Source organism: Streptomyces sp. NPDC007157 (genome assembly GCF_040634235.1).
Taxonomy (GTDB): Bacteria; Actinomycetota; Actinomycetes; order Streptomycetales; family Streptomycetaceae; genus Streptomyces.
The window spans coordinates 325,465-348,081 of the sequence record NZ_JBEYFE010000001.1 but is presented as its reverse complement, the minus strand read 5'-3'; the positions used below and the strand labels follow the sequence as shown (position 1 = coordinate 348,081).

18 protein-coding genes and 1 pseudogene are annotated in these 22,617 nt (G+C 70.7%); 8 read left to right on the top strand and 11 right to left on the bottom strand.

Features of this window, described 5'->3' with window-relative positions; all coding sequences use genetic code 11:
• Positions 1–267: 267 nt before the first annotated feature.
• Positions 268–828 carry an NUDIX domain-containing protein gene (locus ABZ642_RS01555; RefSeq protein WP_360475281.1) on the top strand — a complete coding sequence of 187 codons (561 nt, stop codon included), beginning with the start codon at positions 268–270 and terminating at the stop codon, positions 826–828.
• Positions 829–831: 3 nt separating this feature from the next.
• On the opposite strand, the gene ABZ642_RS01550 is transcribed toward ABZ642_RS01555, so the two are convergent.
• A complete protein-coding gene (locus tag ABZ642_RS01550) occupies positions 832–1,410 on the bottom strand; it encodes a transposase (RefSeq protein WP_360475278.1) in 579 nt (192 codons plus the stop codon).
• A 785-nt stretch (positions 1,411–2,195) separates the two neighbouring features.
• Positions 2,196–3,317: pseudogene (locus ABZ642_RS01545) on the bottom strand (transposase); the annotation flags it as partial.
• Positions 3,318–3,390: 73 nt separating this feature from the next.
• On the opposite strand from ABZ642_RS01545, the gene ABZ642_RS01540 reads away from it, so the two are divergent.
• The gene (locus ABZ642_RS01540; protein ID WP_360475275.1) at positions 3,391–3,855 is read left to right on the top strand and encodes a hypothetical protein; all 465 of its coding nucleotides are present in this window, start codon (positions 3,391–3,393) and stop codon (positions 3,853–3,855) included.
• Here ABZ642_RS01540 and ABZ642_RS01535 read toward each other — a convergent pair.
• Entirely contained in the window at positions 3,852–4,061 is a 210-nt protein-coding gene (locus ABZ642_RS01535; RefSeq protein WP_360475272.1) for an ATP-binding protein, read from the bottom strand. The two genes, ABZ642_RS01540 and ABZ642_RS01535, sit on opposite strands and share 4 nt — an antisense overlap.
• A gap of 352 nt (positions 4,062–4,413) precedes the next feature.
• On the bottom strand, positions 4,414–5,595 hold the full coding sequence (locus ABZ642_RS01530; protein ID WP_360475269.1) for a magnesium and cobalt transport protein CorA: 1,182 nt from the start codon (positions 5,593–5,595) through the stop codon (positions 4,414–4,416).
• Between the two features lie 192 nt (positions 5,596–5,787).
• On the opposite strand from ABZ642_RS01530, the gene ABZ642_RS01525 reads away from it, so the two are divergent.
• The 3 genes from ABZ642_RS01525 to dmpI all read left to right on the top strand — a co-directional run bounded on the left by ABZ642_RS01525 (position 5,788) and on the right by dmpI (position 8,117).
• A complete protein-coding gene (locus ABZ642_RS01525) occupies positions 5,788–6,891 on the top strand; it encodes a winged helix DNA-binding domain-containing protein (RefSeq protein WP_360475266.1) in 1,104 nt (367 codons plus the stop codon).
• An 84-nt stretch (positions 6,892–6,975) separates the two neighbouring features.
• The gene (locus ABZ642_RS01520; RefSeq protein WP_360475263.1) at positions 6,976–7,842 is read left to right on the top strand and encodes a LysR family transcriptional regulator; all 867 of its coding nucleotides are present in this window, start codon (positions 6,976–6,978) and stop codon (positions 7,840–7,842) included.
• A 92-nt stretch (positions 7,843–7,934) separates the two neighbouring features.
• A complete protein-coding gene (gene dmpI, locus ABZ642_RS01515; protein ID WP_360475260.1) occupies positions 7,935–8,117 on the top strand; it encodes a 4-oxalocrotonate tautomerase DmpI in 183 nt (60 codons plus the stop codon).
• A 98-nt stretch (positions 8,118–8,215) separates the two neighbouring features.
• Here dmpI and ABZ642_RS01510 read toward each other — a convergent pair whose 3' ends face one another.
• From ABZ642_RS01510 to ABZ642_RS01500, 3 genes are all read right to left on the bottom strand, one after another.
• Positions 8,216–9,007 carry a serine protease gene (locus ABZ642_RS01510; protein WP_360475257.1) on the bottom strand — a complete coding sequence of 264 codons (792 nt, stop codon included), beginning with the start codon at positions 9,005–9,007 and terminating at the stop codon, positions 8,216–8,218.
• A gap of 201 nt (positions 9,008–9,208) precedes the next feature.
• The gene (locus tag ABZ642_RS01505) at positions 9,209–12,025 is read right to left on the bottom strand and encodes an AAA family ATPase (protein ID WP_360475254.1); all 2,817 of its coding nucleotides are present in this window, start codon (positions 12,023–12,025) and stop codon (positions 9,209–9,211) included.
• Positions 12,026–12,168: 143 nt separating this feature from the next.
• On the bottom strand, positions 12,169–13,002 hold the full coding sequence (locus ABZ642_RS01500; RefSeq protein ID WP_360475251.1) for a helix-turn-helix transcriptional regulator: 834 nt from the start codon (positions 13,000–13,002) through the stop codon (positions 12,169–12,171).
• Positions 13,003–13,130: 128 nt separating this feature from the next.
• Here ABZ642_RS01500 and ABZ642_RS01495 point away from each other — a divergent pair, with 128 nt between their 5' ends.
• Together ABZ642_RS01495 and ABZ642_RS01490 are read left to right on the top strand one after the other, a co-directional pair.
• Positions 13,131–14,801, top strand: a complete 1,671-nt coding sequence (locus ABZ642_RS01495) for an AMP-binding protein (protein ID WP_360475248.1) — start codon at positions 13,131–13,133, stop codon at positions 14,799–14,801.
• A gap of 2 nt (positions 14,802–14,803) precedes the next feature.
• On the top strand, positions 14,804–16,405 hold the full coding sequence (locus ABZ642_RS01490) for an AMP-binding protein (RefSeq protein ID WP_360476056.1): 1,602 nt from the start codon (positions 14,804–14,806) through the stop codon (positions 16,403–16,405).
• Positions 16,406–16,495: 90 nt separating this feature from the next.
• Here ABZ642_RS01490 and ABZ642_RS01485 read toward each other — a convergent pair whose 3' ends face one another.
• Positions 16,496–17,167, bottom strand: a complete 672-nt coding sequence (locus ABZ642_RS01485) for a hypothetical protein (protein ID WP_360475245.1) — start codon at positions 17,165–17,167, stop codon at positions 16,496–16,498.
• A 199-nt stretch (positions 17,168–17,366) separates the two neighbouring features.
• Between ABZ642_RS01485 and gcl the strand changes: the two genes are divergently transcribed.
• Positions 17,367–19,151, top strand: a complete 1,785-nt coding sequence (gcl, locus tag ABZ642_RS01480; protein ID WP_360475242.1) for a glyoxylate carboligase — start codon at positions 17,367–17,369, stop codon at positions 19,149–19,151.
• A 293-nt stretch (positions 19,152–19,444) separates the two neighbouring features.
• Here gcl and ABZ642_RS01475 read toward each other — a convergent pair whose 3' ends face one another.
• The 3 genes from ABZ642_RS01475 to ABZ642_RS01465 form a co-directional block, all read right to left on the bottom strand.
• Positions 19,445–19,690 carry a hypothetical protein gene (locus tag ABZ642_RS01475; protein ID WP_360475240.1) on the bottom strand — a complete coding sequence of 82 codons (246 nt, stop codon included), beginning with the start codon at positions 19,688–19,690 and terminating at the stop codon, positions 19,445–19,447.
• Between the two features lie 373 nt (positions 19,691–20,063).
• Positions 20,064–21,521, bottom strand: coding sequence for a catalase (locus ABZ642_RS01470; protein WP_360475237.1), 1,458 nt, complete (start codon positions 21,519–21,521; stop codon positions 20,064–20,066).
• A 173-nt stretch (positions 21,522–21,694) separates the two neighbouring features.
• Positions 21,695–22,603: a 2-hydroxy-3-oxopropionate reductase gene (locus ABZ642_RS01465; RefSeq protein ID WP_360475234.1), complete on the bottom strand. Its 909-nt coding sequence runs from the start codon at positions 22,601–22,603 to the stop codon at positions 21,695–21,697.
• Positions 22,604–22,617 lie beyond the last annotated feature (14 nt).

Below are 22,617 nucleotides of genomic sequence, written 5' to 3'. Positions count from 1 at the left end.
CCCCGACCGCTGATCACACGCCCCAAGAGCGCCGCCACGTCGCCTTGGACGAAGACGAACTCGCTGCGCTCACCGACGGGTTCACCAAGATCCAACGATGCGACACGGAGGGGCTGGCGGTGCTGCTCCTCGGCCGCGTGGAAGGGTCGTTCAGCACTGAGTGGGTGACGCTGTCGGGGATCTTGGTTGAGCCTGAGCAAGATGGGTGTCGTACTCGGACGACAATTTTCGTCATCTGCGTCTGCCCCCCAGTGCAGGTGTTCTCGGATGCCCTCCACGAGTCGCCGGGAAGTGGCGTTGTCGGTGGCCTATGTGAGGGTGTGCGTCGTGGATGAACTGGTGGAGCATGTCGACGGTCAAGATCGTGTGCTGGGGGTGGCCAGCCGTCGGAAGGCCATCCGGGAAGGTTGGCTGCATCGGGTCGCCGTGACGGTGTGTCGTGATGAGGGTGGCCGATTCCTCGTCCACCGGCGGTCGGAGCAGGTGTCGCGCTTCCCCGGGCTCTATGAGGTCGAGGTCGGTGGCGCCGCAAATGTCGGCGAGTCCTATGAGCAGGCCGCCGCGCGGGAGTTGGCCGAAGAGTTGGGCGTCCGTGCGCTGCCGCGCTTGCTGTTCACGTTCATCAACCGCAGCGGTGTGAGCCCTCACTGGCTCGGCGTGCACGAAGCCGTGGTGCCGGATGCCGTGGTCCCCGATCCCGATGAGGTCGCGTGGCATGGCTGGCTGACGGAGCCGGAGCTGCGGTCGGCCCTACTGGAGTGGCGCTTCACTCCCGACAGCCATGAAGTCTTCGGCCGGTATCTGGCGTTCCGGACCGCGCAATCCTGACCGTCAGGATTTGCCTGTGGTGCGCCATGCGGTTGGCCGTGGGATGTCTTGCCGGTCCAGGAAGTTCTGGAGGGCGGTGGGTGTTCGAGGTTGGCGTTCACCCGTTGGTGCAGTCAGTTCCGTGTTGACGCGCTCGATGTTGACGGCGATGGCGGTCAGGACGTGCTGGACGTGGGTCTTGGTCTGGCTGCGGTAGCGGGCTTGTCGCATGCCGTGGCCGTTGACGAACTCGTTGACGGTGCTCTCGATGCCGGCGCGTATCGCGTAGTTCGCCTTCCAGCCAGTGGTCTGCTGGGCGGCTCGGGCGGCAGCCTGCCGTTCGTAGAGCTGCTGGGGCAGGAAGTTCAGCTGGCGTCGGTCGCTGCGCGTGCAGCTGGGCCTGACCGGGCACTGGCCGCAGTCTTCCTTGGCGAACTTGACCCGGACGTAGGGGGTGATCGAGAGCGGTGTCGACCATTCCCGGCTCGGCTTGCCCTGTGGGCAGACGACCTGCTGTCGTTCCCAGTCGATGGTGAAGGAGTCACGGTCGAACACGTTGCCCTGGCGTGACTGGCGGGTGCGTTTCTTCCGGCCCGGTCCCACCAGCGTGATGCCATGCCCGCGGGTGGCATGGTCCTGCTGGACGATCGAGGTGTAGCCGCCGTCGACCAGGGCTCGTCGGGCAGGAGGTCTCGCCGGGCCAGCCGGTCGTGGATGGCGGGCAGGGCCCTGATGTCGTAGAGCGTGGCCGGGGTGGTGGTCACGTCCGTGATGATGTTCACCATTTCGTCGTCGCAGGTCTCCGTGACGTGGGCGAGGAATCCCTTCCAGCGGGTGTCGTTGCGGCGGGAGTAGCGGGCGGTCAGGTCGTAGGGCGAGACGATCGCGGTGGACGAGGGCGGTAGGCCGGCCTCGTCGGGTTCACGCCACTGGACTCGTGCTCGCTCGTCGACCCAGTAGTTCTGGAGAAAGATCTGTCGCAGTGCCTGGACCTGCGGCCCCTGCCATAGAACACGTAGGTAGGTGCGGACGTAGCGCAGCAGGAGGTAGACGTCGCCCCCGGTGTTCTTGATGCGTGTCTTCGGCCGGGTCGGGGTCCGGCCGAACCGGGCCGCCCGTCCGTAGCGCTCGCCCCACTCGTCCGTCACCAGCCCGACCAGCTCCTGTGGTGCCTGACGTGCGATTTCCTCCAGGGCAGCCCGCATAGCTTCGGTGACCATCTCAAGGCGCGTCAGGTCTCGGACGGCGCTCAGGATGTGGGTGGAGTCGGTCCGCTGCCGTCCTCGTTCCCCGACCAGTCCGGCGGCTTTGATCCGTTCCAGTACGAGGTCAAGGAGCTTGTCCGCCCGGCCGTCCTCGGCCAGGCGCTCACGAAAGTCCGTCAGAACACTGTGGTGGAAGCCGGGGTCGTCCAGCTCCAGGCCCAAGGCGTATTTGAAGTCGATCCGGCAGCGGACGGCCTCGGCGGCCTGGCGGTCGGAGAGCTCCAGGAGGAACTGGAGGACCGACACGTCCTCGACACCAACGCGCTGCTGGTCGAGGCCTGCGCCCTGGCCAAGCACGCCGATCGGCAGGACCGGGTTACCGCACTGGCAGTCACCGGCCGCGCCACCCCATACATCGCCGCGCACGTCCCCGGTGAAATCGACGAACACCTGGCCAAAGTGGCCGCCGACCTCGAGGCGCCGGAACGCCAGGCACGCCGCGTGCTCGATCAGCAGATCCTGCCCGCTCTTCGGGTGGTCGATCTGGAGATCCGAGACCACCTGGCTCCGCAGACCTGGCACATTCTGCGGGTCGACCCCACGATGCCGCGGAAGTTGCGGGGCGATCCGGATGACGCGCCCACGATGGCGCTCGCGGAGTTCCTGGGGCCATGCGTCATCGTCTCCAAGGACAGCGTCTTCTCCCGCTTCGGGTTCGCCGTCATCGACTGGATCCCCGTTGCCGAGAGCGTGCTGCGCATGGCCGGCCTGGAGGCCACCGCCGCGAACGCGCTGGTACTCATCGACATTGCGTTCCAGTTGTTCGGTGCCGGCGTTCACCGCCTGGCGGTCCTCGCCGCGAACAACCCGCTGGCCGCGACGGCGGGCCGTGGGTGGGCTGCTGTGGTGGTGCCACCGCCGTGGCTTCCTGACCCACGACAACTGGAGACGTCGCCTGTCGCAGCTAGGCGGCGTAGCGAAGCCGCTGCTGGAGCTGGCGGAAGCCGGGATGACCGAGCACCAGGCGCTCAGTGACCGAGCCCCTGCTCCCACACGGGGAATACCACGACAGGGTGCGTCCGGGGAGGATCCATCGAAGGTGACAGGCCGGGGTCGGATGAACCGACGTCCGGGCTGGGGTAGTGGCTGGCTCGGTGTTGTTGGCTGCAGGATGCGGAGGGCAGGGTTCCTCCTCCAAGGTGGCCGGGCCTTCCGCGAAGGCGAGTGGTACGACGGCTGCTGCGGACGGGGGTCTGGTGCAAAGCTGGCGGCGTTGACACGCGCGCAGTTGGATAGCGCGGTCATCGCCGATGGAGATGTGGCCGGGTGGAAGGTGGCTGTTCCGAAGTCGGCGTCCGGGCCTGTCGGTGGGGCGCGGATGGTGGCCGACAAGGCCGCCTGTCAGCCCGTTGCCGACGCGTTGAGCGAGACCGGGGCGGTCAAGCCGGTGGCCTCGGTGGAGCGCAGCGCTGTGGCGGAGGACCGGTCCGGGGTCATGGTGCGGGTACGGCTGGCCTCGTACGCGGGCGGGGGAGCCGTCAAGGTCATGGCCGACCTGGCGACCGCGGCCCAGGGCTGCAAGGGTTTCGACGGGACGGGCGGTGACGGCAGGCAGCACGTCGGGGTGGCTCAGTACGGCGCCTATCTGAGTGCCCAGAGCGCTCTCGGTTTCCGGCTGACCGCGAAGGTCGGGGACCAGACCCTCCCCATCTACCTAGACATCGGCTCCTCGGCGGCACGGTGGAGTCTCGCGACCTTCAATGTCACGGGAGACGACCCCGGGACCGGGTCCACGACGGCGGAGCGGCAGCAGTCCGTCAAGCAGGGGTCCCCGACCTCCTAAGCACGCAGTTCGCACCAGACCGTCTTGCGGTCCGGAGACCGGTCCACGCCCCAGCGATCGGACAGCGCGTCGATGACGGTCAGGCCGCGCCCCGACTCCTCCGCCGCCGTGGCGGGCAGGAGGGCGAGCACCGACCGTGGAGCGGTGTCGGTCACCTCGATGCGGGTGCGGCTGTGCCCCGGCCCGCCGCTCACGCGTCCGGCCACCGGAGTCCCCTCGCCCACATGCTCGATGCCGCTCCACAGTCGGTTCCTGCCACTCGTTCGGTGACTCCCCGTCACGTGCCGCAGGGGAGGTCGGCGCGGCGGAAACCGGGGAACGGCGAGACACGGCGGGTTCGTTGTGCCTGGCGGAGGCGGGTAACGGCATTCGATTCTCCCCGGATTCTCCCCAGCGTTGACAGGCGCTCAAAAGGCCAGGTCAGAGGCATGATCTCGTGAGGGCGAGGAGATCATCCACATCACTTCTCCCCACGCACTCCCCAGAGCCCGTTCGTGCCCCAATTTTTCCAGGTGCGAGAGCAAACAGCGGAAGCTCCGCGTGGGTGGATGCTCATCCCTAAAGCCAGTCCCGTCGCTTGAAAATCACGTACAAACTGGCGCATACAACCCCCATCAAGCCGATCGCGAAGGGGTATCCGAACCCCCAATGCAGCTCGGGCATGTGTGAGAAGTTCATGCCGTAGATAGTTCCAACGAGGGTTGGAGCAAACAGAATCGCCGCCCACGACGAGATCTTCTTGATCTCCTCGTTCTGTTCGAAGCCCGCTTCTGCCAACGCTCGCATTTCCGCGTTCTGTTGCTGGGTGACCAGGGTCGCGTTGACCGTGAGGATCTCCGTGAGGGCCTGGCGGAAGCCGTCCACGCGTTCGCTGATGTGGGTGACGTGGTCGGCGACGTCGCGGAGGTAGCGCTGGAGCTCCTCGTCCGTGTCGTACTTGGCGAAACCGGCGATCAGGCTGTGCAGCATGCCGACCAGGGGGCGGGTGGCGCGCTGGAACTCGACCATCTCGCGGGAGAGTTCGTAGATGCGGCGGGAGACCTCCGGGTCACCGCGGAAGACCTCCGTCTCGATCTCGTCGATGTCGTTCTGGACACCCTCGACGACCGGGGCGTAGCCGTCCACCACCGCGTCGAGTATGGCGTAGAGGACCGCCTCCGGGCCGAGTTTGAGCAGGTCGGGGCTGTCCTCCATGCGGTGGCGGACCGCCGAGAGGTCCGGTGCCGCGCCATGCCGGACCGTGATCACGAAGTCCGGGCCCACGAAGACGTGCAACTCGGCGAAGTCGACCTCCTCCGGCGCGTCCAGATAGCGGGCGGCACGCAGGACGACGAAGAGCGTGTCGCCGTACCGCTCCAGCTTCGGGCGCTGGTGTGCCTCCATCGCGTCCTCGACCGCGAGCGGGTGCAGGTCGAACTCGGCGGCCAGGGAGAGGAGTTCGTCCGAGGTGGGGCGGGCCAGACCGATCCACGCCATCCCCGCGGGCTGGTCGCGCAGTTCGCGGTACGTCTGTGCGAGAGTCGCCGGCGTCGACACCCGCACCCCGTCCCGGTACAGCGCCGCCTCCACCACGCTCAGCGGCTCGCCCGGTGTCACCGCCGTCGCGGAGCCCGGCTCCGGCAGCTCGGCCGTGTCCTGGTCCGGCGGCAGGGCGCGGCGCCAGACGGACCTTCTGGTGGTCCGGCCGTTCCTGCCGTTCCCGGAGTTCTTCGAGGCCGGGCTGGGGCGTCGCTCGGACATCGCGGCCGCCTCTCGATGGGGACTGCGTCGGTGTGACCTGTGCGATCGTGGTGATCGGGCGTGGCCAGGCGTGATCAGTGGGTCTTGGAGCAGGATATACGGGGCATACAGGCCCGGCGGAGGGAATCAAGGACGGGATTCGGTGAGAGAAGCGGACAGGATCTGTCCGCGACGGACGTTAGCGTGCACACCATGGCGAAGACGTCACCCGGCCCGCTCCTCGGCACCCGCGCCCTCAACCGTGCCACCCTCGACCGCCAGTTCCTGCTGCGCCGCTCACCCCGGTCGGTCAAGGACGCCGTGGCACACCTCGTCGGTCTCCAGGCACAGAACGTGAAGCCGCCCTACCACGCCCTCGCCGCCCGCCTCGACGGCTTCGACCCCGAGCGGCTCTCACAGCTGATGGCGGACCGGGAGGTCGTGCGTATCGTCACCCTGCGGTCGACCATCCACACCCACACCGCCGACGACGCCCGCACCCTGCGCCCGCTCGTCCAGCCCGCCCGGGACCGGGAGCTGACCGCCTTCCGCAAGGGCCTCACCGGCGTGGACCTGGACCGGCTCGCGGTCCTCGCCCGTGACCTGGTCGAGGCCGAGCCGCGCACCATGGCCGAGCTGCGTCAGGCACTCCTCGTCGAGTGGCCCGACGCCGACCCGCAGTCCCTGGCCGTCGCCGCCCGGTGCACCCTGCCCCTCGTCCAGGTCCCCCCGCGCGGCCTGTGGGGCCGCTCCGGGCAGGTCGCCCTGACCACCGCCGAGCACTGGCTGGGCCGCCCCGCCGCACCGGCCCCGGCACCGGACGACACCGTGCTGCGCTATCTCGCCGCCTTCGGCCCGGCCTCCGTCAAGGACATGCAGACCTGGGCCGGACTCACCCGGCTGCGCGAGGTCTTCGAACGGCTCCGGCCCCGTCTCCTCGCCTTCCGGGACGAGCACGACGTCGAACTCTTCGACCTGCCCGACGCACCCCGCCCCGACCCCGAGACCCCCGCCCCGCCGCGCTTCCTCCCCGAGTACGACAACCTCCTCCTCTCGCACGCCGACCGCACCCGGGTCATCCCGCCCGAGCACCGGGGCCGCCTCTGGCAGGGCAACCAGCCCCACCGCACCCTGCTCGTCGACGGCTTTCTCGCGGGCGTGTGGAAGCCGGTGGACAACACCCTGGTCATCGAGGTCTTCGGGCCGCTGAGCCGGGACCAGCGGGCCGCCGTGCTGGAAGAAGGCGAGCGGATGCTGGCCACCCTGCACCCCGCAACGTCGTACGACATCCGGTTCGGGAGCGTCGTAGCCCGGTGATCTCTCAACTCGGCACGATCGTCGTGACGCCTCCCGCGCCCCTCATTCGGAGCACGTTCAGGCGGGGCCTCTAGAGTCGGGTCCATGGAACTGCGGCAGCTCACCTACTTCGTCGCCGTCGCCGAGGAGTTGCACTTCGGGAGGGCCGCCGACCGGCTGCACATCGTGCAGTCCGCGGTGAGCATGCAGATACAGCGGCTGGAGCGGGAGCTGGGCGCCGAGCTGTTCGACCGTTCGCCGCGCCGGGTCCGGCTCACCGGCGCGGGGGAGCGGCTGCTGCCCGAGGCGCGGGCGGTGCTGGCGGCGGCGGAGAAGGCGCGGGCCGCCGTCGCCCCGCCGGCCGGGCTCAGGATCGGCACCAGCACGGGGCTCGGCGCGCACCTGGACCGGGTGCTGGCCGCGTTCGCGCGCCACGCGCCGGACGTGCCCGTCGAGCTGCACTCGCTGCCGGTCGCCGAGCGCCTCGCCCGGGTCGCGGGCGGGCGGCTGGACGCCGCGTTCGTACGCGCCGTGGAGCCGGTGCCCGGCGTACGGGTCCATCCGCTGTGGCCCGACCCCCTGGTGGCCGCCGTCCCCGCCGGCCACCCCCTCGCCGGACGCCCGGAGATCGACGTCGGCGAACTGGCCGGGCTGCCCCTCGCGCTCACCGAGCGCCGCACCAACCCGGCCCTGGTCGACCTGGTCGTCGGTGCGTGCCGGGACGCCGGTTTCGAGCCGCTGCCCGGACCGTCGACCGGCTCCCTCCAGGACACCCTCGCCAGCATCGGCACCCGGCCCCTGTGGACGGTCGTGTACGCGTCCCACGCGCGCGTGCTGCACAGCCCGAGGGTGACCTTCGTACCGTTCCGGGCGCCCGGCCTGGCCCTGCCGACCGGCCTCGCCGTGTCCGCCGTCGCCCCGCCCCCGCACCTGGACGCCCTGCTGCTGGCCTGCGACGATCACGAACGCTGATCGCTGTGGTCGCGATCTGCTTCTTGGCCGCGGACGCACCGTGCGATGGAGTGGACCCACCGAACAGGAAGCGCACTCGGAGGAGTTCAACGATGCCGATCGTCACCATCCAGCAGGGCCCCCGCGACACCGAACTCAAGCGGGACCTCGTCAAGCGGGTCACGGACGCCTTTGTCGACGCCTACAAGATCCCCGCCGAGACCGTGCAGGTGTGGATCCACGAGGTCCCGGCGGACAGCTGGGGTGCGGCGGGCAGGCTCACCGCCGACAAGTAGCCGGGCCGGGACATGGATAGGGGGCGTTGCGGGCTGCTCGTGGTAGCCCGCAACGCCCCCTGGTCACTCACCCGAGCGAGGCTCGGGAGGTCTTCTGGTTACGAGTTGACCTGTGTGGTCACCAGGTTCGAGAAGGTGGTCAGCCGGGTGTAGACACCCGGGTAACCGGCCTCCGCGCACCCCTCTCCCCAGGAAGTGATCCCTGCCAGGACGCCCCCGATGAGCAGGGGACCGCCGCTGTCGCCCTGGCAGGTGTCTACGCCGCCGGATGTGTATCCGGCGCAAACCATGTCGGTCTGGACGAAGTCCGAACCGTAGGAGCTCTTGCAGCTGGTGTCGGACACGATCGGGACGGTCGCGGTCCGCAGCTGGTTGGAGGAGCTGCCGTTCTCCGAGGTGGTGCCCCAGCCGAGGATGCGGGCCGTGGTGCCGGCCGCGTACACGCTGGTCTGGGAGGAGCTGACGTACGACGCCGGGGTGTACGACATCGCCGTCGAGAGGGTGAGGACCGACACGTCGTCGCCGTTGGTGGCGTCCGTGTAGTCCGGGTTGATCCAGATCTTGCTGACCCGGCTGACCGTGCCGTTGGTGCCGTTCAGGTTCGTACGGCCGCCGACCACGCGGACGCCGCTGGTGGTCTCGCCCTCCATGCAGTGGGCGGCGGTCACCACCTTGGTGGCCGACACCAGGGTGCCGCCGCAGAACTGGCTGCCGGACGCATCCGTGATCTGCATCATGAACGGGTACGCGGTGGTCGTGGTCGTCGTGCCGCCGACGATCGGCTGGGGGGCGGCTGACGCGGTGGGGGACGCGATCAGCGCGGTCGCTGCGGCGGCAGCCGTCGCCGCCAGGACGGCGGCGGTCTTTCTGGCGCGGTTGAGCCCGAACATGAGTCTCCTCAGTGGGGGTTGCCGGTGGGGGGTCGCGCGGGTGTGGGGGTGCACGGGGGTCGCGGGACCGACCCCCGTATGCCCGGGCGAGCGGCACATCCATAAGCTAGAACCCGGAACCCCACCCTCCCAATGAGGGAACCCCCTAGGGGGATGGGGGAGGGAAAACCCTCGGTCCGCCTCAGTTAACCGGGAGCGCTCTCACTTCGCGCGCCGCCCTGCCGCCAAACGGACTATGTCCACGCGCGATCGGATGCCCAGCTTGCGGTAGACCCGGGTGAGCGTCGCCTCCACCGTCTTGACGCTGATGAACAGCCGGGCCGCGATCTCCCGGTTGGTGGCGCCCTCCATGACCAGCGCGGCGACCTGACGCTCCATCGCGGCCAGTCCCTCCAGGGTCGCGGCCGGCTCGACCGGCGCCCCGACCGCCGGCTCGGGCTCGGACTCGGGCGTCGAGACGGCCTCGTCCACCTGGCGCAACCACGGCAGCGCCCGGCACCGCCGGAACAGCCGGGTGGCCTCGTCGTACGCCGTGGGGGAACGCCGCTCGCGCAGCGAGGCCAGGGCGAACGCGGCCCGGGCCTCCTCCAGGCCGTAGCCCAGTTTGGCGAACCGGTCCTGAGCCGAGGTCAGCTGGGCGACGGCCGCCTCGTGCTCGCCGCGCGCCGCCCGGACGAGTGCCTCGGCCCGGTCCAGTACGGCGAGAACACTCTCCCGGCCGAGCCTGAGCGCGTGCGCCCGGGTGACGTCGATGACGTCCTGTGCCTCGGCCGTCTCACCCACCCGGACCAGTGCCTCGGCCAGGTCGCCCTGCCAGCGGCCGCGCGCCGGGTCGGTGATGCCGAGGCTCTGTTCCAGCTCCCGCACCCGGCGCAGCGAGCGCACGGTGCCCGCCGGGTCGCCTGCCACCAACTGGGCGTATCCGAGGGCGCCGAGAGCCCGGGACAGGTACATGGTGTCGCCGTCCTGCTCGGCGTGGTCCACCGCCTCCCGGGCCAGCGCGAGACCCCGGTCCACGTCACCGCCGGAGGCCTCGGCCAGCGAGGTGAGCATCGCGGAGGCGGTCTCGCCGATCCCGCAGTCGTGGGCCAGGTGCAGACCCTCGCGGGCCAGGTCGAGGGCCCGGCCGCAGTGCCCGGAGCGCAGTTCGGTCTCGGCGAGTCCGCGCAGGAAGTGCACCTCGCTCTCCACCTGGCCGCGCCGGCGGACCTCGCGCAGCAGCGCGGTGACCGTGGCCCGGGCCTCGGCCAGCTGGTCGCCCATCACCAGCCAGCGGAACCGGGCGCTGCCGGCCCCGTTGTGATGGCACGACACGTTCGGGTCCTGCGGCTCCTTCAGCGCGCGCTTGATGGTGGCGGGTGCGGCCGGATGGCCCATCAGGGTCTCGACCTGGGCCTGCAGGGACAGCGCGAGCAGCTCGGTGCGCCGGTCGTCGCCGCGCGCGGCCAGGCCGGCGGAGTGCGCGGCCGCCTGCCGGGCCTCGGTGAAGTCGCCCTCCACGATCAGGGCCCGCCAGGCCAGCTGGTAGTGGACCTTGCCGAGCAGCCGCGGGTCGTCGCCGGCGTCGGCGAGGGCGTGCGGGAAGGCCGCGTCGACCTCGGTCATAGTGTGGCCGGCGGAGTCGATCACCAGGATCCAGGCCCGCACCCGGTCGGCGGGCCGGGTGGCCCGGGTGAGCACCTCGCGGGCGATGTCCTGGGCGAGGTCGACCTCGCCGGCGCTGATCGCGTCCTCGGCGGCCAGCAGCCGGCGCTCGTCCGGGCCCGGTCTGTTGTCGCCGGGGGTGTGCCGGGCGGCGAGCAGTCCGAGCTGTGCGGCCACCGAGGGCGCGCCCCGGTCCCGGGCCTGGGCCGCGGCCTCGGCGAGCCGGGCGGCCACCTCCGGGTCGGTGCCGGTGGTGGCCAGGGCCAGATGCCGGGCCCGTTCGATCGGGTCGGAGGCGGCCGTGGACAGCGCCGCGTGCGCGGCCCGGCGCTCCTGCGCGGGGGCCTCGGCGTACAGCGCGGCGGAGATGAGGGGGTGCGCGAAGCGGACGGCCGGGCCCTCCGGCTCGGTGGCGAGCAGCCCGAGTTCGGCCGCCTGGGCGCACTCGGCCTCGGCGTTCTCCCGGCCGGCCGCGTGCAGCAGGGCGTGCGTGGGCCGGGCGCCGGCGCTGGCCACCAGGAGGGTGCGGCGGGCCTCGACGGAGAGCATGTCCAGGCGGGTGAGGACCAGGGCGCGCAGCGAGGTCGGCACCGGCAGCGGCTCGCCGGGCCGGGGCGGGGTGGGGTTCTCCGCGAGGGCGCGGCCGAGCTCCAGGGCGAACAGGGGGTTGCCGCCGCTGGTGCGGTGGATCTCCCGGACCGCGGCCCGGGTCAGCGCCGCGTGGCCGCGGTGGTCGAGGAGGTCGGCGACCTGCCTGCGGGTGAGCGGGCCGAGGCGGACGGCGACGGTGTCCGGGGGCGACGCGCGTAGGTGACGGTCGTACTCCTGGCCCTCCGTGCGGACCGCGCACAGCAGTTGGACCGGGATGCCGCCGAGGCGGCGGGCGGCGAAGCCGAGGAGTTCGGCGCTGGCCGGATCCAGCCACTGCAGGTCGTCGGCGACGATCAGCACGGGGCCCTCGGCGGCCAGTGCGCGTAGCGCCGACAGCACCGCGAGGCGCAGGGCGAGGCCGTCGCGCTGGAGGGTGGACTCGCCGCGGCCGGTGAGCGCCGACTCCAGGGCGGTGCGCTGGGCGCCGGGCAGGTGGGGCGCGACCTCGTCGAGGACCAGTCCGAAGAGGTCGGCGAGGGCCAGAAACGGAAGATGGGATTCGGACTCGGTGGCCGAGCAGCGCAACACGGTGCGGGCGGCGCCGGCGTATTCGGCGTCCAATGCCCGCAGGACGGTCGATTTCCCTATTCCGGCGGGCCCGTGCAGGAGCACGCTGCCGCCCGAGGCGAGCTGTTCACGCGCGGCCGAGAGCAGCTCCGCCCGACCGATGACCAGGTCGGGGCGGCATCGGGCAGGCTCCTGGAAGTCCCGTCGCACGGTCACCGCTCCCCTCGTGTGTCGTGTTCGGGCCAAATTCTAGGCAACGAACCCTGAAATCCGGCCGAACGGCATGGTGAGGGAAATAACAGCGGCCTTGCATCGGGTAATTCAAAGCGCGCATGCATGAATGGAATTGCTTCCCTCCGCTACGGCAACAACCCCGTCCGACGAGCCGCCGACACCGCCTCCCCCCGGGTGTGCGCGCCCAGTTTCCGCATCGCCGAGCGCAGATAGCCCTTGACCGTCTCGGGCCGCAGTCCGAGTCGCTCGGCCACCGCCGCGTTGGTGGCACCGGCCGCCACCCAGGCCAGCACATCCAGCTCCCTGGGCGCCAGCGTCCTCTCGGCCGCAGACGCCTGGGTGGTCAGCAGTCCGCAGGCGGCGAGCAGTTCGGCGCGCAGCCCGGGGTCGGCGATCCGCGGGGCCAGCGCCCGCAGTGCGGCATGCGCCTCCCGCACCTGTTCCCAGGCGGCCCCCGGATCCGCCACCGCGGCGGGCTCCGGCCGCGCCGCCGCCAGCAGGCCCCGGGCCTCGTCCCGTACGACGAGGGCCTGCTCCACGTCCCGCGCCGCCGCCACCGCCGCGCCCAGCGTGCGGTCACCCAGCGGCTGGGCGGTGCGCAGCGCGCCGTACAGGACGCCCCGCACCCGGCGCCGTACCACCACGGGCACCGCGAGCACCGAGCGGATGCCCTCGGCCGCCACCGGGATGTCGTACTCGTGGCTGATCTGCCGGGAGACGGAGTAGTCGGTGACCGCGCACGGCCGGGCCAGCATGACCGCCTTGCCGCCCAGTCCGTTGCCCGAGCTGACCGCGAGCGAGCGCAGGGCGGCCGTGTTGGCGCCGGTCAGCTCGCTGATCCGGACCTGCGGCCGGTCGGCGTCGACGAGCCCGCCGAAGGCGATCGGGAGCCCGGTGGCGCGCCGGAGTCTGGCCAGCGCACCGCGTATCTCCACCGCCCCCGCGACCTCTGCTGCCACCTGTCCTGCCCCTTCGACCCCGGCTTCGTGCTGCCCACACCCCCGTTCGGGGGTAGTGAGACCTGCATCACGGATTACACGATGCCAGAGAGCCGCCCGGCAATGGTCCGGTACCGAAGGAGACGCGTATGACGAGTGCGACGGAGGACTTCCGCAGGGCACGGGACTTCCTGCTGGAACACCGGGCAGACTATGCCGCCGCCTACGAGGGCTTCGCGTGGCCGCGGCCGGACCACTTCAACTGGGCGCTGGACTGGTTCGACGTCATCGCCGAGGGCAACGATCGCACCGCCCTGCACATCGTCGAGGAGGACGGCACCGAGACGAAGCTGTCCTTCGCCGAGCTGTCCGAACGCTCCGACCGGGTCGCGAACCATCTGCGGGCGCGGGGCGTCGAGCCGGAGGACCGCGTCCTCGTCATGCTCGGCAACCAGGCCGAGCTGTGGGAGACCGCGCTGGCCGCGATGAAGCTGCGCGCCGTCGTCATCCCGGCCACCCCGCTGCTCGGCCCGGCCGACCTGCGCGACCGTGTAGACCGGGGCCGGGTGAAGCACGTCATCACGCGCGCCGCGGACGCCGCCAAGTTCGCCGAGGTACCGGGGGTGTACACCCGGATCGCGGTGGGCGGACCGGCGGAGGGCTGGGAGGCGTACGAGGACGCGTACGTGGCGCCCGCCGAGTTCCTGCCGGACGGGCCGACGCTCGCCGACGACCCGCTGATGCTCTACTTCACCTCGGGCACCACCGCCCGGCCCAAGCTGGTCGAGCACACCCACACCTCGTACCCCATCGGCCATCTGGCCACCCTGTACTGGATCGGCCTCAAGCCCGGCGACGTCCATCTGAACATCTCCTCGCCGGGCTGGGCCAAGCACGCCTGGTCGAACCTGTTCGCGCCGTGGAACGCGGAGGCGACCGTCTTCATCCACAACTACAGCCGCTTCGACGCGGGCCGACTGATGGCCGAGATGGACCGGCACGGGGTGACCTCCTTCTGCGCTCCGCCGACCGTGTGGCGGATGCTGATCCAGGCCGATCTGACCCAGCTGCGCACCCCGCCCCGTGAGGTGGTGGCGGCCGGCGAGCCGCTCAACCCCGAGGTGATCGAGCAGGTCCGGCGGGCCTGGAACGTCACCGTCCGGGACGGGTTCGGGCAGACCGAGACGGCCGTCCAGGTCTCCAACAGCCCCGGGCAGCCGCTGAAGACCGGGTCGATGGGCCGGCCGAGCCCGGGATACCGCGTGGAACTGCTCGACCCGGTGTCGGGTGCGCCGGGGGCGACGGAGGGCGAGATCGCCCTCGACCTGTCGGCGCGGCCGGTGGGCCTGATGACCGGCTACCACGGGGACGCGGACCGTACGGCGGAGGCGATGGCCGGCGGCTACTACCGCACCGGTGACATCGGCGCCCGGGACGAGGACGGCTACATCACCTATGTCGGCCGCGCGGACGACGTGTTCAAGGCGTCCGACTACAAGATCAGTCCCTTCGAGCTGGAGAGCGCGCTCCTGGAGCACGAGGCGGTGGCCGAGGCGGCCGTCGTCCCGGCGCCTGACGAGCTGCGGCTGGCCGTGCCCAAGGCGTACATCGTCCTCGCGGCGGGCTGGGAGCCCGGCCCGGACACCGCGAAGGTGCTCTTCGAGCACTCCCGCCAGGTCCTGGCGCCGTACAAGCGGGTCCGGCGGCTGGAGTTCGCGCCGCTGCCCAAGACCGTGTCCGGAAAGATCCGGCGGATCGAACTGCGCGAGGCCACGGCGACGGGGTCGGCCGACGAGTATCGCGAGGAGGACTTCCGGTGAGCATCTCGTACGTACACGGCACGAGCGGGACGGTGCTGCTCGGCGACACGATCGGCGCCAACCTCGACCGGGCCGTCACGGCCTGGCCGGACCGGGAGGCACTCGTCGACGTGCCGTCCGGGCGGCGCTGGACGTACGGCGAATTCGCCGCCGACGTCGACCGGTTGGCGTACGCGTTGCTGGCGAGCGGCATCGCCAAGGGCGACCGGGTGGGCATCTGGGCGGTCAACTGCGCCGAGTGGGTGCTGGTGCAGTACGCCACCGCGCGCATCGGCGCGATCATGGTGAACATCAACCCGGCCTACCGCACCCACGAGGTCGAGTACGTCCTCAACCAGGCGGGGATCTCCCTGCTGTTCGCCTCCCTCCGCCACAAGAGCAGCGACTACCGGGCGATGGTGGAGGAAGTGCGGGGCAGGTGCCCGGAGTTGCGGGAGACCGTGTACATCGGGGACCCCGGCTGGGATGCGCTGATCGCGCGCGGCACCGCGGGGCGGAGTGCCGAACTGGCGGCCCGCACGGCGGAGTTGTCCTGCGACGACCCGATCAACATCCAGTACACCTCGGGGACGACCGGCTTCCCGAAGGGGGCCACCCTCTCCCACCACAACATCCTCAACAACGGCTACTTCGTCGGAGAGCTGATCTCCTACACCGAGCAGGACCGGATCTGCATCCCGGTGCCCTTCTACCACTGCTTCGGCATGGTGATGGGCAACCTGGCCGCCACCTCGCACGGCGCCTGCATCGTGATCCCGGCCCCGTCCTTCGACCCCGAGGCCACCCTGGAGGCGGTCCAGCGGGAGCGCTGTACCTCGCTGTACGGCGTGCCGACCATGTTCATCGCGGAGCTGAACCTCCCCGGCTTCGCCTCCTACGACCTCTCCACGCTGCGCACCGGCATCATGGCGGGCTCGCCCTGCCCGGTCGAGGTGATGAAGCGGGTGGTCGCGGAGATGCACATGGCGGAGGTCTCCATCTGCTACGGCATGACCGAGACCAGCCCGGTGTCCCTGCAGACCCGTATCGACGACGACCTGGAACACCGCACCGGCACGGTCGGCCGGGTGCTGCCGCACCTGGAGGTGAAGATCGTCGACCCGGCCACCGGTGTCACCCGACCCAGGGGAACGGCAGGCGAGTTGTGCACCCGGGGCTACAGCGTGATGCTCGGCTACTGGAACGAGCCCGAGAAGACCGCGGAGGCCGTCGACCCCGGGCGCTGGATGCACACCGGCGACCTGGCGATGATGCGTGACGACGGATACGTCGAGATCGTCGGCCGGATCAAGGACATGATCATCCGGGGTGGCGAGAACATCTACCCGCGCGAGATCGAGGAGTTCCTCTACGCCCACCCGAGGATCCGTGACGTCCAGGTGGTCGGGGTGCCGCACGAGAGGTACGGCGAGGAGGTCCTGGCCTGCGTCATCCCGCACGACCCGGCCGAGCCGCTCACCCTGGAGGACCTGCGGGCCTTCTGCGAGGGCCGCCTGGCCCACTACAAGGTGCCGAGCCGGATCCAGATCCTGGAGACCTTCCCCATGACGGTGTCGGGGAAGGTACGGAAGATCGAACTGCGGGAGCGGTACAGCGCCGGGTGAGGGACCGCGCCCCGTAAGGGGCGCGGGGCCGTGCCGGTGTGCGGCCACCGGCGCGTGGGCGCGCCAGGCCCCCCGCCGGCCCGCAGGCGGTCACGCACCTGTGCCGTGCAGTTCGTCGGCGGGACTGTTGACCGGCTGCGGCGTCCCCGCGAGGTCCAGGACGAAGAGCGGTATCCCCAGCGCGTCGGCCCGCTCACGCGCGTCCTCGGCGTACCCCGCGAGGGAGAAGTACACGCAGCCGGAGTCCTCCGTCATCGCCGTCAGCCACAGGCACTCCACGTCCCGCAGCGAGGCCGGCCGCACGGTCGGGTCCACCTGGGCGACCAGACCGCGCGCGGCCAGGCCTATGCCGGACGGCGGCCGCTGGTCGGCGCGGCGTATGTCCCGGTAGCCGAGCCAGCGCAGATAGAGCGCGGCGGCGGTGACCGCGTCCCGGGCGGTCCGGATCGTGACCGGCTGGAAGGGCGACCGCGGCTCGGGGGCCGGCGCGGGCGCGGACTCGGTCCCGGCGACCGGGACGCGCAGCACCGCCCCGCACGGGCAGCCCAGCTCCGGCTGTGGCCACTGGTCCCGGCGGCCGCAGGAGCCGCAGCTCACCGTCACCCAGTCCTCGTCCCAGGCGCGGTGCGCCACCGGGGTCGGCGCGGTCCCGCCGTCGAGGCACGGGGCGACCGGGGCGCCGCAGGCGCACGGGTACGAAGGCGCGGTGTAGACGTGCTCGCGCCGACAGGCCGGACAGCGCACCGGCACGGTCTCGGACATGGCCCCCACCCCAGGCGTCGCGTCGGTTCAGCGGTCCCATGGTGCTCCTGCCGGGGCCCGGTTGTCCGTCCCTTGACGACGTTCGTCCCCGCGCCTACATTGATTTCAGATAGTAGAAGTTAATTTCCGTATTGCGGAATTATGCTCACCGCGGGGCGCGACGGGAGCAGGCATCCGACAGCCGAAGCAGGAGTACTCCATGGCTCGAATGACCGCTGCCCGCGCGGCAGTTGAGATCCTCAAGCGCGAGGGCGTCAGCGCCGCGTTCGGGGTGCCGGGCGCGGCGATCAACCCGTTCTACGCGGCGCTCAAGGCCTCCGGAGGCATCAACCACACCCTCGCCCGCCATGTGGAGGGCGCCTCGCACATGGCCGAGGGCTACACCCGGACCCGTCCCGGCAACATCGGCGTCTGCATCGGCACCTCCGGTCCGGCCGGCACCGACATGATCACCGGGTTGTACTCGGCCACCGGCGACTCCATTCCGATCCTCTGCGTCACCGGCCAGGCGCCGACCGCGGTGATCCACAAGGAGGACTTCCAGGCCGTCGACATCGCCTCGATCGCCAAGCCGGTGACGAAGATGGCGGTCACCGTGCTGGAGGCGGCCCAGGTCCCCGGCGTCTTCCAGCAGGCCTTCCACCTGATGCGCTCCGGCCGCCCCGGCCCGGTCCTGATCGACCTGCCGATCGACGTCCAGCTCACCGAGATCGAGTTCGACCCGGAGACCTACGAGCCGCTGCCGGTCTACAAGCCGGCCGCGACCCGCGCCCAGATCGAGAAGGCGATCGGCCTGCTGAACGCCTCCGAGCGGCCGCTGATCGTCGCGGGCGGCGGAGTCATCAACGCCGACGCCGCCGAACTGCTGGTGGAATTCGCGGAGTTGACGGGGATCCCGGTGGTCCCCACCCTGATGGGCTGGGGCGTGCTCCCCGACGACCACGAGCTGAACGCCGGCATGGTGGGCCTGCAGACCTCGCACCGCTACGGCAACGCGACCTTCCTGGAGTCCGACTTCGTCCTCGGCATCGGCAACCGCTGGGCCAACCGCCACACCGGCAAACTGGACGTCTACACGGCCGGCCGGAAGTTCGTGCACGTCGACATCGAGCCCACCCAGATCGGCAAGATCTTCGCCCCCGACTACGGCATCGCCTCCGACGCCAAGGCCGCGCTGGAGCTCTTCGTCGAGGTGGCGCGGGAGTCGAAGGCGGCGGGCAGGCTCCCCGACCGGAGCGAGTGGGCCGCCGCGGCCCAGGAGAAGAAGGCGACCCTCCAGCGCCGTACCCACTTCGACGACATCCCGATCAAGCCGCAGCGGGTCTACGAGGAGATGAACAAGGCCTTCGGCCCGGAGACCCGGTACGTCTCCACGATCGGCCTCTCGCAGATCGCCGGCGCCCAGATGCTGCACGTCTTCAGGCCGCGGCACTGGATCAACTGCGGCCAGGCGGGCCCCCTCGGCTGGACGATCCCGGCCGCCCTGGGCGTGGCCAAGGCCGACCCGGAGGCCTCCGTGGTGGCCCTCTCCGGCGACTACGACTTCCAGTTCATGCTGGAGGAGCTGGCGGTCGGCGCGCAGCACAAGATCCCGTACGTCCACGTCCTCGTCAACAACTCCTACCTGGGCCTGATCCGCCAGGCGCAGCGGGCGTTCGACATCGACTTCCAGGTCAACCTGGAGTTCGAGAACATCAACTCGCCCGAGCTCGGCGTCTACGGCGTCGACCATGTGAAGGTCGCCGAGGGCCTGGGCTGCAAGGCGATCCGGGTGACCGACCCGAACGAACTGGGCGCGGCCTTCGAGCAGGCGAAGAAGCTGGCGCAGGAGCACCAGGTGCCGGTGGTGGTGGAGGCGATCCTGGAGCGGGTCACCAACATCTCGATGTCCACGACCAACGACATCGGCAACGTCGTCGAGTTCGAGGAGATCGCGACCGAGCCCGGGCATGCGCCGACGTCGATCAGGACGCTGAAGGTCTGAGCCGCCAGGACGCCTGAGGTCTGAGCCGCCAGGACGCTGAAGGTCTGAGCCGCCGCACCACAGCCGGGCACGACGAGCGGGGCACCGGGGCACGAGAACCGGGGCACAACAGAGCGGGCGGTCCATCCGGAAGGATGGGCCGCCCGCTTCGCGCTGTGGGTGACACGGGGGCCGCCGCCCCCGTGCCGGCGGCCTCCGTGTGCAGTGAATATGCCCCACGACCGGGGCGGTTGAAGCATGTTGAACATGATTCAGAGCTTGATTTGAGGATTCGCCATCCGCTTTACCTGGGTTCAGGGGCTTTCGGGATGCTCGGTGAGTCCCGGCCAGTCGTCCGGTCCGCCGCCCTGCCACTCGATGAGGTCGCTCTCCTCGACCTCGATCCGGTCCAGATCGGCCATCCGCAGGATCTCGACCACGTCGTCGAGATGCGAGGCGATCCCCAGGGTCACGTCTGCCTCGGTGACCCGTCGGGAGCCGTCCAGGGCGGGAGCGTGCACGACGATGTGCGGGAACTCCGTGGGTGGGTGTGCTGTCATGCCTTCAGCCTGCTGCGGCCGGGGCGGATGCGCACGCCGAAGCGCGGACGCGGGTACGCCGAAGCGCCGGAGCGGAGGACGCGGACGGTTCCGCATCCGGCGCTCCGGCGCTCGGTGGGCTTCTTCGGCTGTGGCCGTCCGACGGCGCGAGGCTGGGCGCGACAGGTCGTTCGCGCCGCCGGACGGGGTCCGGAACGGCTGGGACCGCGGCGGGTGCGACGGAGCCCGGGCTCGCTTCCCTCAGGTCGAGAAGGGCGCTCGGTTCCTTCACCACCGCACTGGCTCGCACGCCGCCGCGGTCCTTGCCACGCCCGCGCACCTCCGGCCGGCCACCCCTCATCCGGGCCGTCCGGCCGTGCGCGGGCCGTCTGTGTCAGTCCTCGCGCAGGGCGCGGACCGCCTCCTCCACGCGCTTGCCGTACTCGGGGTCGGCGGCGTGGAAGTGGGCCAGGTTCTTCTCGATCACGTCGTCGCGGGAGACCTGCGAGAGGCCACCGGCGATGTTCGCGACCAGACGCCGCTTCTCCTCCTCGGACATCAGCCGGTACAGCTCGCCCGCCTGGTGGAAGTCGTCGTCCTTGGTGTGCGCCGGGGCCTCGTGGGTGCCGGTGTGGCCGGTGACGGCCAGCGGGGCCGCCAGCGGACGGCCGGTCTCCACCGGGCCGTCGTACGAGTTCGGCTCGTAGTTCCTGGCGTGCCGGCCCTGCGGGTTGACGGCCATGAAGCCGTCCCGGCCGTAGTTCTGCGCGGTCGTCGCCCTCGGGGCGTTGACGGCCAGCAGGGTGTGGTTGACGCCCAGGCGGTAGCGGTGCGCGTCCGCGTAGGCGAACAGCCGGCCCTGGAGCATCTTGTCGGGGGAGGGGCCGATGCCCGGCACGAAGTTGTTCGGGGCGAACGCGGCCTGCTCGACCTCGGCGAAGACGTTGTCCGGGTTGCGGTCCAGGACCAGGCGGCCGACCCGCTGGAGCGGGTGGTCCCGGTGCGGCCACACCTTGGTCAGGTCGAAGGGGTTGAAGCGGTAGTCCGCCGCCTCGGCCGCCGGCATGATCTGGACATACAGGGTCCAGGACGGGTTCACGCCCCGCTCGATGGCCTGGAGCAGGTCCGTCTGGTGCGAGTTGGGGTCCTTGCCCGCGAGCTCCGCCGCCTGCTCACCGCTCAGGCTGCGCACGCCCTGGTTGGTCTTGAAGTGGTACTTCACGAAGAAGGCGGCGCCCTCGGCGTTCGTCCACTGGTAGGTGTGCGAGCCGTAGCCGTTCATGTGGCGGTACGACGCCGGGATGCCGCGGTCGCCCATCAGCCAGGTCACCTGGTGCGTGGCCTCGGGGGAGTGCGCCCAGAAGTCCCAGACGTTGTCCGGCTCCTGACGGCCCGTGAAGGGGTCGCGCTTCTGCGAGTGGATGAAGTCCGGGAACTTGATGGGGTCCTTGATGAAGAACACCGGGGTGTTGTTCCCGACGAGGTCGTAGTTGCCCTCCGCCGTATAGAACTTGACGGCGAAGCCGCGCGGGTCGCGTACGGCGTCGGCGCCGCCGAGGGAGTCGGCGACCGTCGAGAACCGCAGGAAGACCTCGGTGCGCCTGCCGACCGTGCTCAGGAAGTCGGCGTGGGTGAAGCCGGTGACGTCGTCGGTCACCTCGAAGTAGCCGTAGGCGCCACTGCCGCGGGCGTGCACCACGCGCTCCGGGATCCGCTCGCGGTTGAAGCGCGCGAGCTTCTCCAGGAGGTGCTGGTCCTGGAGGAGGAGCGGGCCGCCGACGCCGGCGGAGGCGGAGTTCTGGTTGTCGGCGACCGGGGCGCCGGACTCGGTGGTGAGCACGCGCTTCGACATCGTGGACCTTCCGTGCGAGTGTCAGCGGAAATCAATTTCCGCTTTGTGGAGCCTAGGATCGGGTCGGCTGGGACGTCAACAGTTTGTTGAAGTGGTTTCCGGGCGGCGCCGTCGCCTGGGCGCGACAGGACAGTTGTCAGCGACGGCGCCGCCCGGAAGTCGTGGGGTGCGGCTCAGACCTGGGCGCCGGAGAGGCGCTCGACCGCGCGCAGCAGCGCGGAGTGGTCCAGGCCGCCGTCGCCCTGCGCGCGCAGGGAGGCGACCAGTTGGGCCACCACGGCACCGACCGGCAGGGCCGCGCCGACGTTGCGGGCCGCGTCGGTCACGATGCCCATGTCCTTGTGGTGCAGGTCGATCCGGAAGCCCGGGGCGAAGTCGCGGTTCAGGAAGTTGTCCTTCTTCCGCGTCAGCACGGTCGAGCCGGCCAGGCCGCCGTTCAGTACGTCCAGCGCGGCCGTCAGGTCCACGCCGGACTTCTCCAGGAAGACCACGGCCTCGGCGCACGCCTGGATGTTCACGGCGACGATCAGCTGGTTGGCGGCCTTCACGGTCTGGCCGGAGCCGTGCGGACCGCACAGCACGATGGTCCTGCCCAGCGCCTCGAAGATCGGCTCGGCGGTGTCGAAGTCGGCCTGCTCGCCGCCGACCATGATGGACAGTACGGCCTCGATCGCCCCGGCCTCGCCGCCGGACACCGGCGCGTCCAGGACGCGGATGCCCTTGCTCCCGGCCGCCTTCGCCAGGTCGACTGAGGTCTGCGGGGTGATGGACGACATGTCGATCAGCAGCGCGCCGGGCTTCGCGTTCTCCAGGATGCCCTCGGGGCCGTAGGCGATGGCCTCGACCTGCGGCGACGCGGGCACCATCGTGATGACCACGTCGGCGTCGCGCACGGCCTCGGCGATCGAGGAGGCCGCGGTGCCGCCGGCGGCGGTCAGCCGGTCCAGCTTCTCCTGTTCCAGGGTGAAGCCGGTGACGTCGTAGCCCGCCTTGATCAGGTTCTCGGACATGGGGGAGCCCATGATGCCGAGACCGATCCATGCGATCGCCGGGCGGGTCGGGTTGGAGGAATGGGTGCTCATGATGGCGGTGCCTC

What these genes read in the sequence shown, in the direction of transcription:
- ABZ642_RS01495 (WP_360475248.1), top strand. Translation starts at nt 13,131, where the DNA reads ATGACGAGTGCGACGGAGGACTTCCGCAGGGCACGGGACTTCCTGCTG.
- gcl (WP_360475242.1), top strand. Translation starts at nt 17,367, where the DNA reads ATGGCTCGAATGACCGCTGCCCGCGCGGCAGTTGAGATCCTCAAGCGC.
- ABZ642_RS01540 (WP_360475275.1), top strand. Translation starts at nt 3,391, where the DNA reads ATGGTGGCCGACAAGGCCGCCTGTCAGCCCGTTGCCGACGCGTTGAGC.
- dmpI (WP_360475260.1), top strand. Translation starts at nt 7,935, where the DNA reads ATGCCGATCGTCACCATCCAGCAGGGCCCCCGCGACACCGAACTCAAG.
- ABZ642_RS01530 (WP_360475269.1), bottom strand. Translation starts at nt 5,595, where the DNA reads ATGTCCGAGCGACGCCCCAGCCCGGCCTCGAAGAACTCCGGGAACGGC.
- ABZ642_RS01470 (WP_360475237.1), bottom strand. Translation starts at nt 21,521, where the DNA reads ATGTCGAAGCGCGTGCTCACCACCGAGTCCGGCGCCCCGGTCGCCGAC.
- ABZ642_RS01520 (WP_360475263.1), top strand. Translation starts at nt 6,976, where the DNA reads ATGGAACTGCGGCAGCTCACCTACTTCGTCGCCGTCGCCGAGGAGTTG.
- ABZ642_RS01465 (WP_360475234.1), bottom strand. Translation starts at nt 22,603, where the DNA reads ATGAGCACCCATTCCTCCAACCCGACCCGCCCGGCGATCGCATGGATC.
- ABZ642_RS01555 (WP_360475281.1), top strand. Translation starts at nt 268, where the DNA reads ATGCCCTCCACGAGTCGCCGGGAAGTGGCGTTGTCGGTGGCCTATGTG.
- ABZ642_RS01510 (WP_360475257.1), bottom strand. Translation starts at nt 9,007, where the DNA reads ATGTTCGGGCTCAACCGCGCCAGAAAGACCGCCGCCGTCCTGGCGGCG.
- ABZ642_RS01525 (WP_360475266.1), top strand. Translation starts at nt 5,788, where the DNA reads ATGGCGAAGACGTCACCCGGCCCGCTCCTCGGCACCCGCGCCCTCAAC.
- ABZ642_RS01485 (WP_360475245.1), bottom strand. Translation starts at nt 17,167, where the DNA reads ATGTCCGAGACCGTGCCGGTGCGCTGTCCGGCCTGTCGGCGCGAGCAC.
- ABZ642_RS01475 (WP_360475240.1), bottom strand. Translation starts at nt 19,690, where the DNA reads ATGACAGCACACCCACCCACGGAGTTCCCGCACATCGTCGTGCACGCT.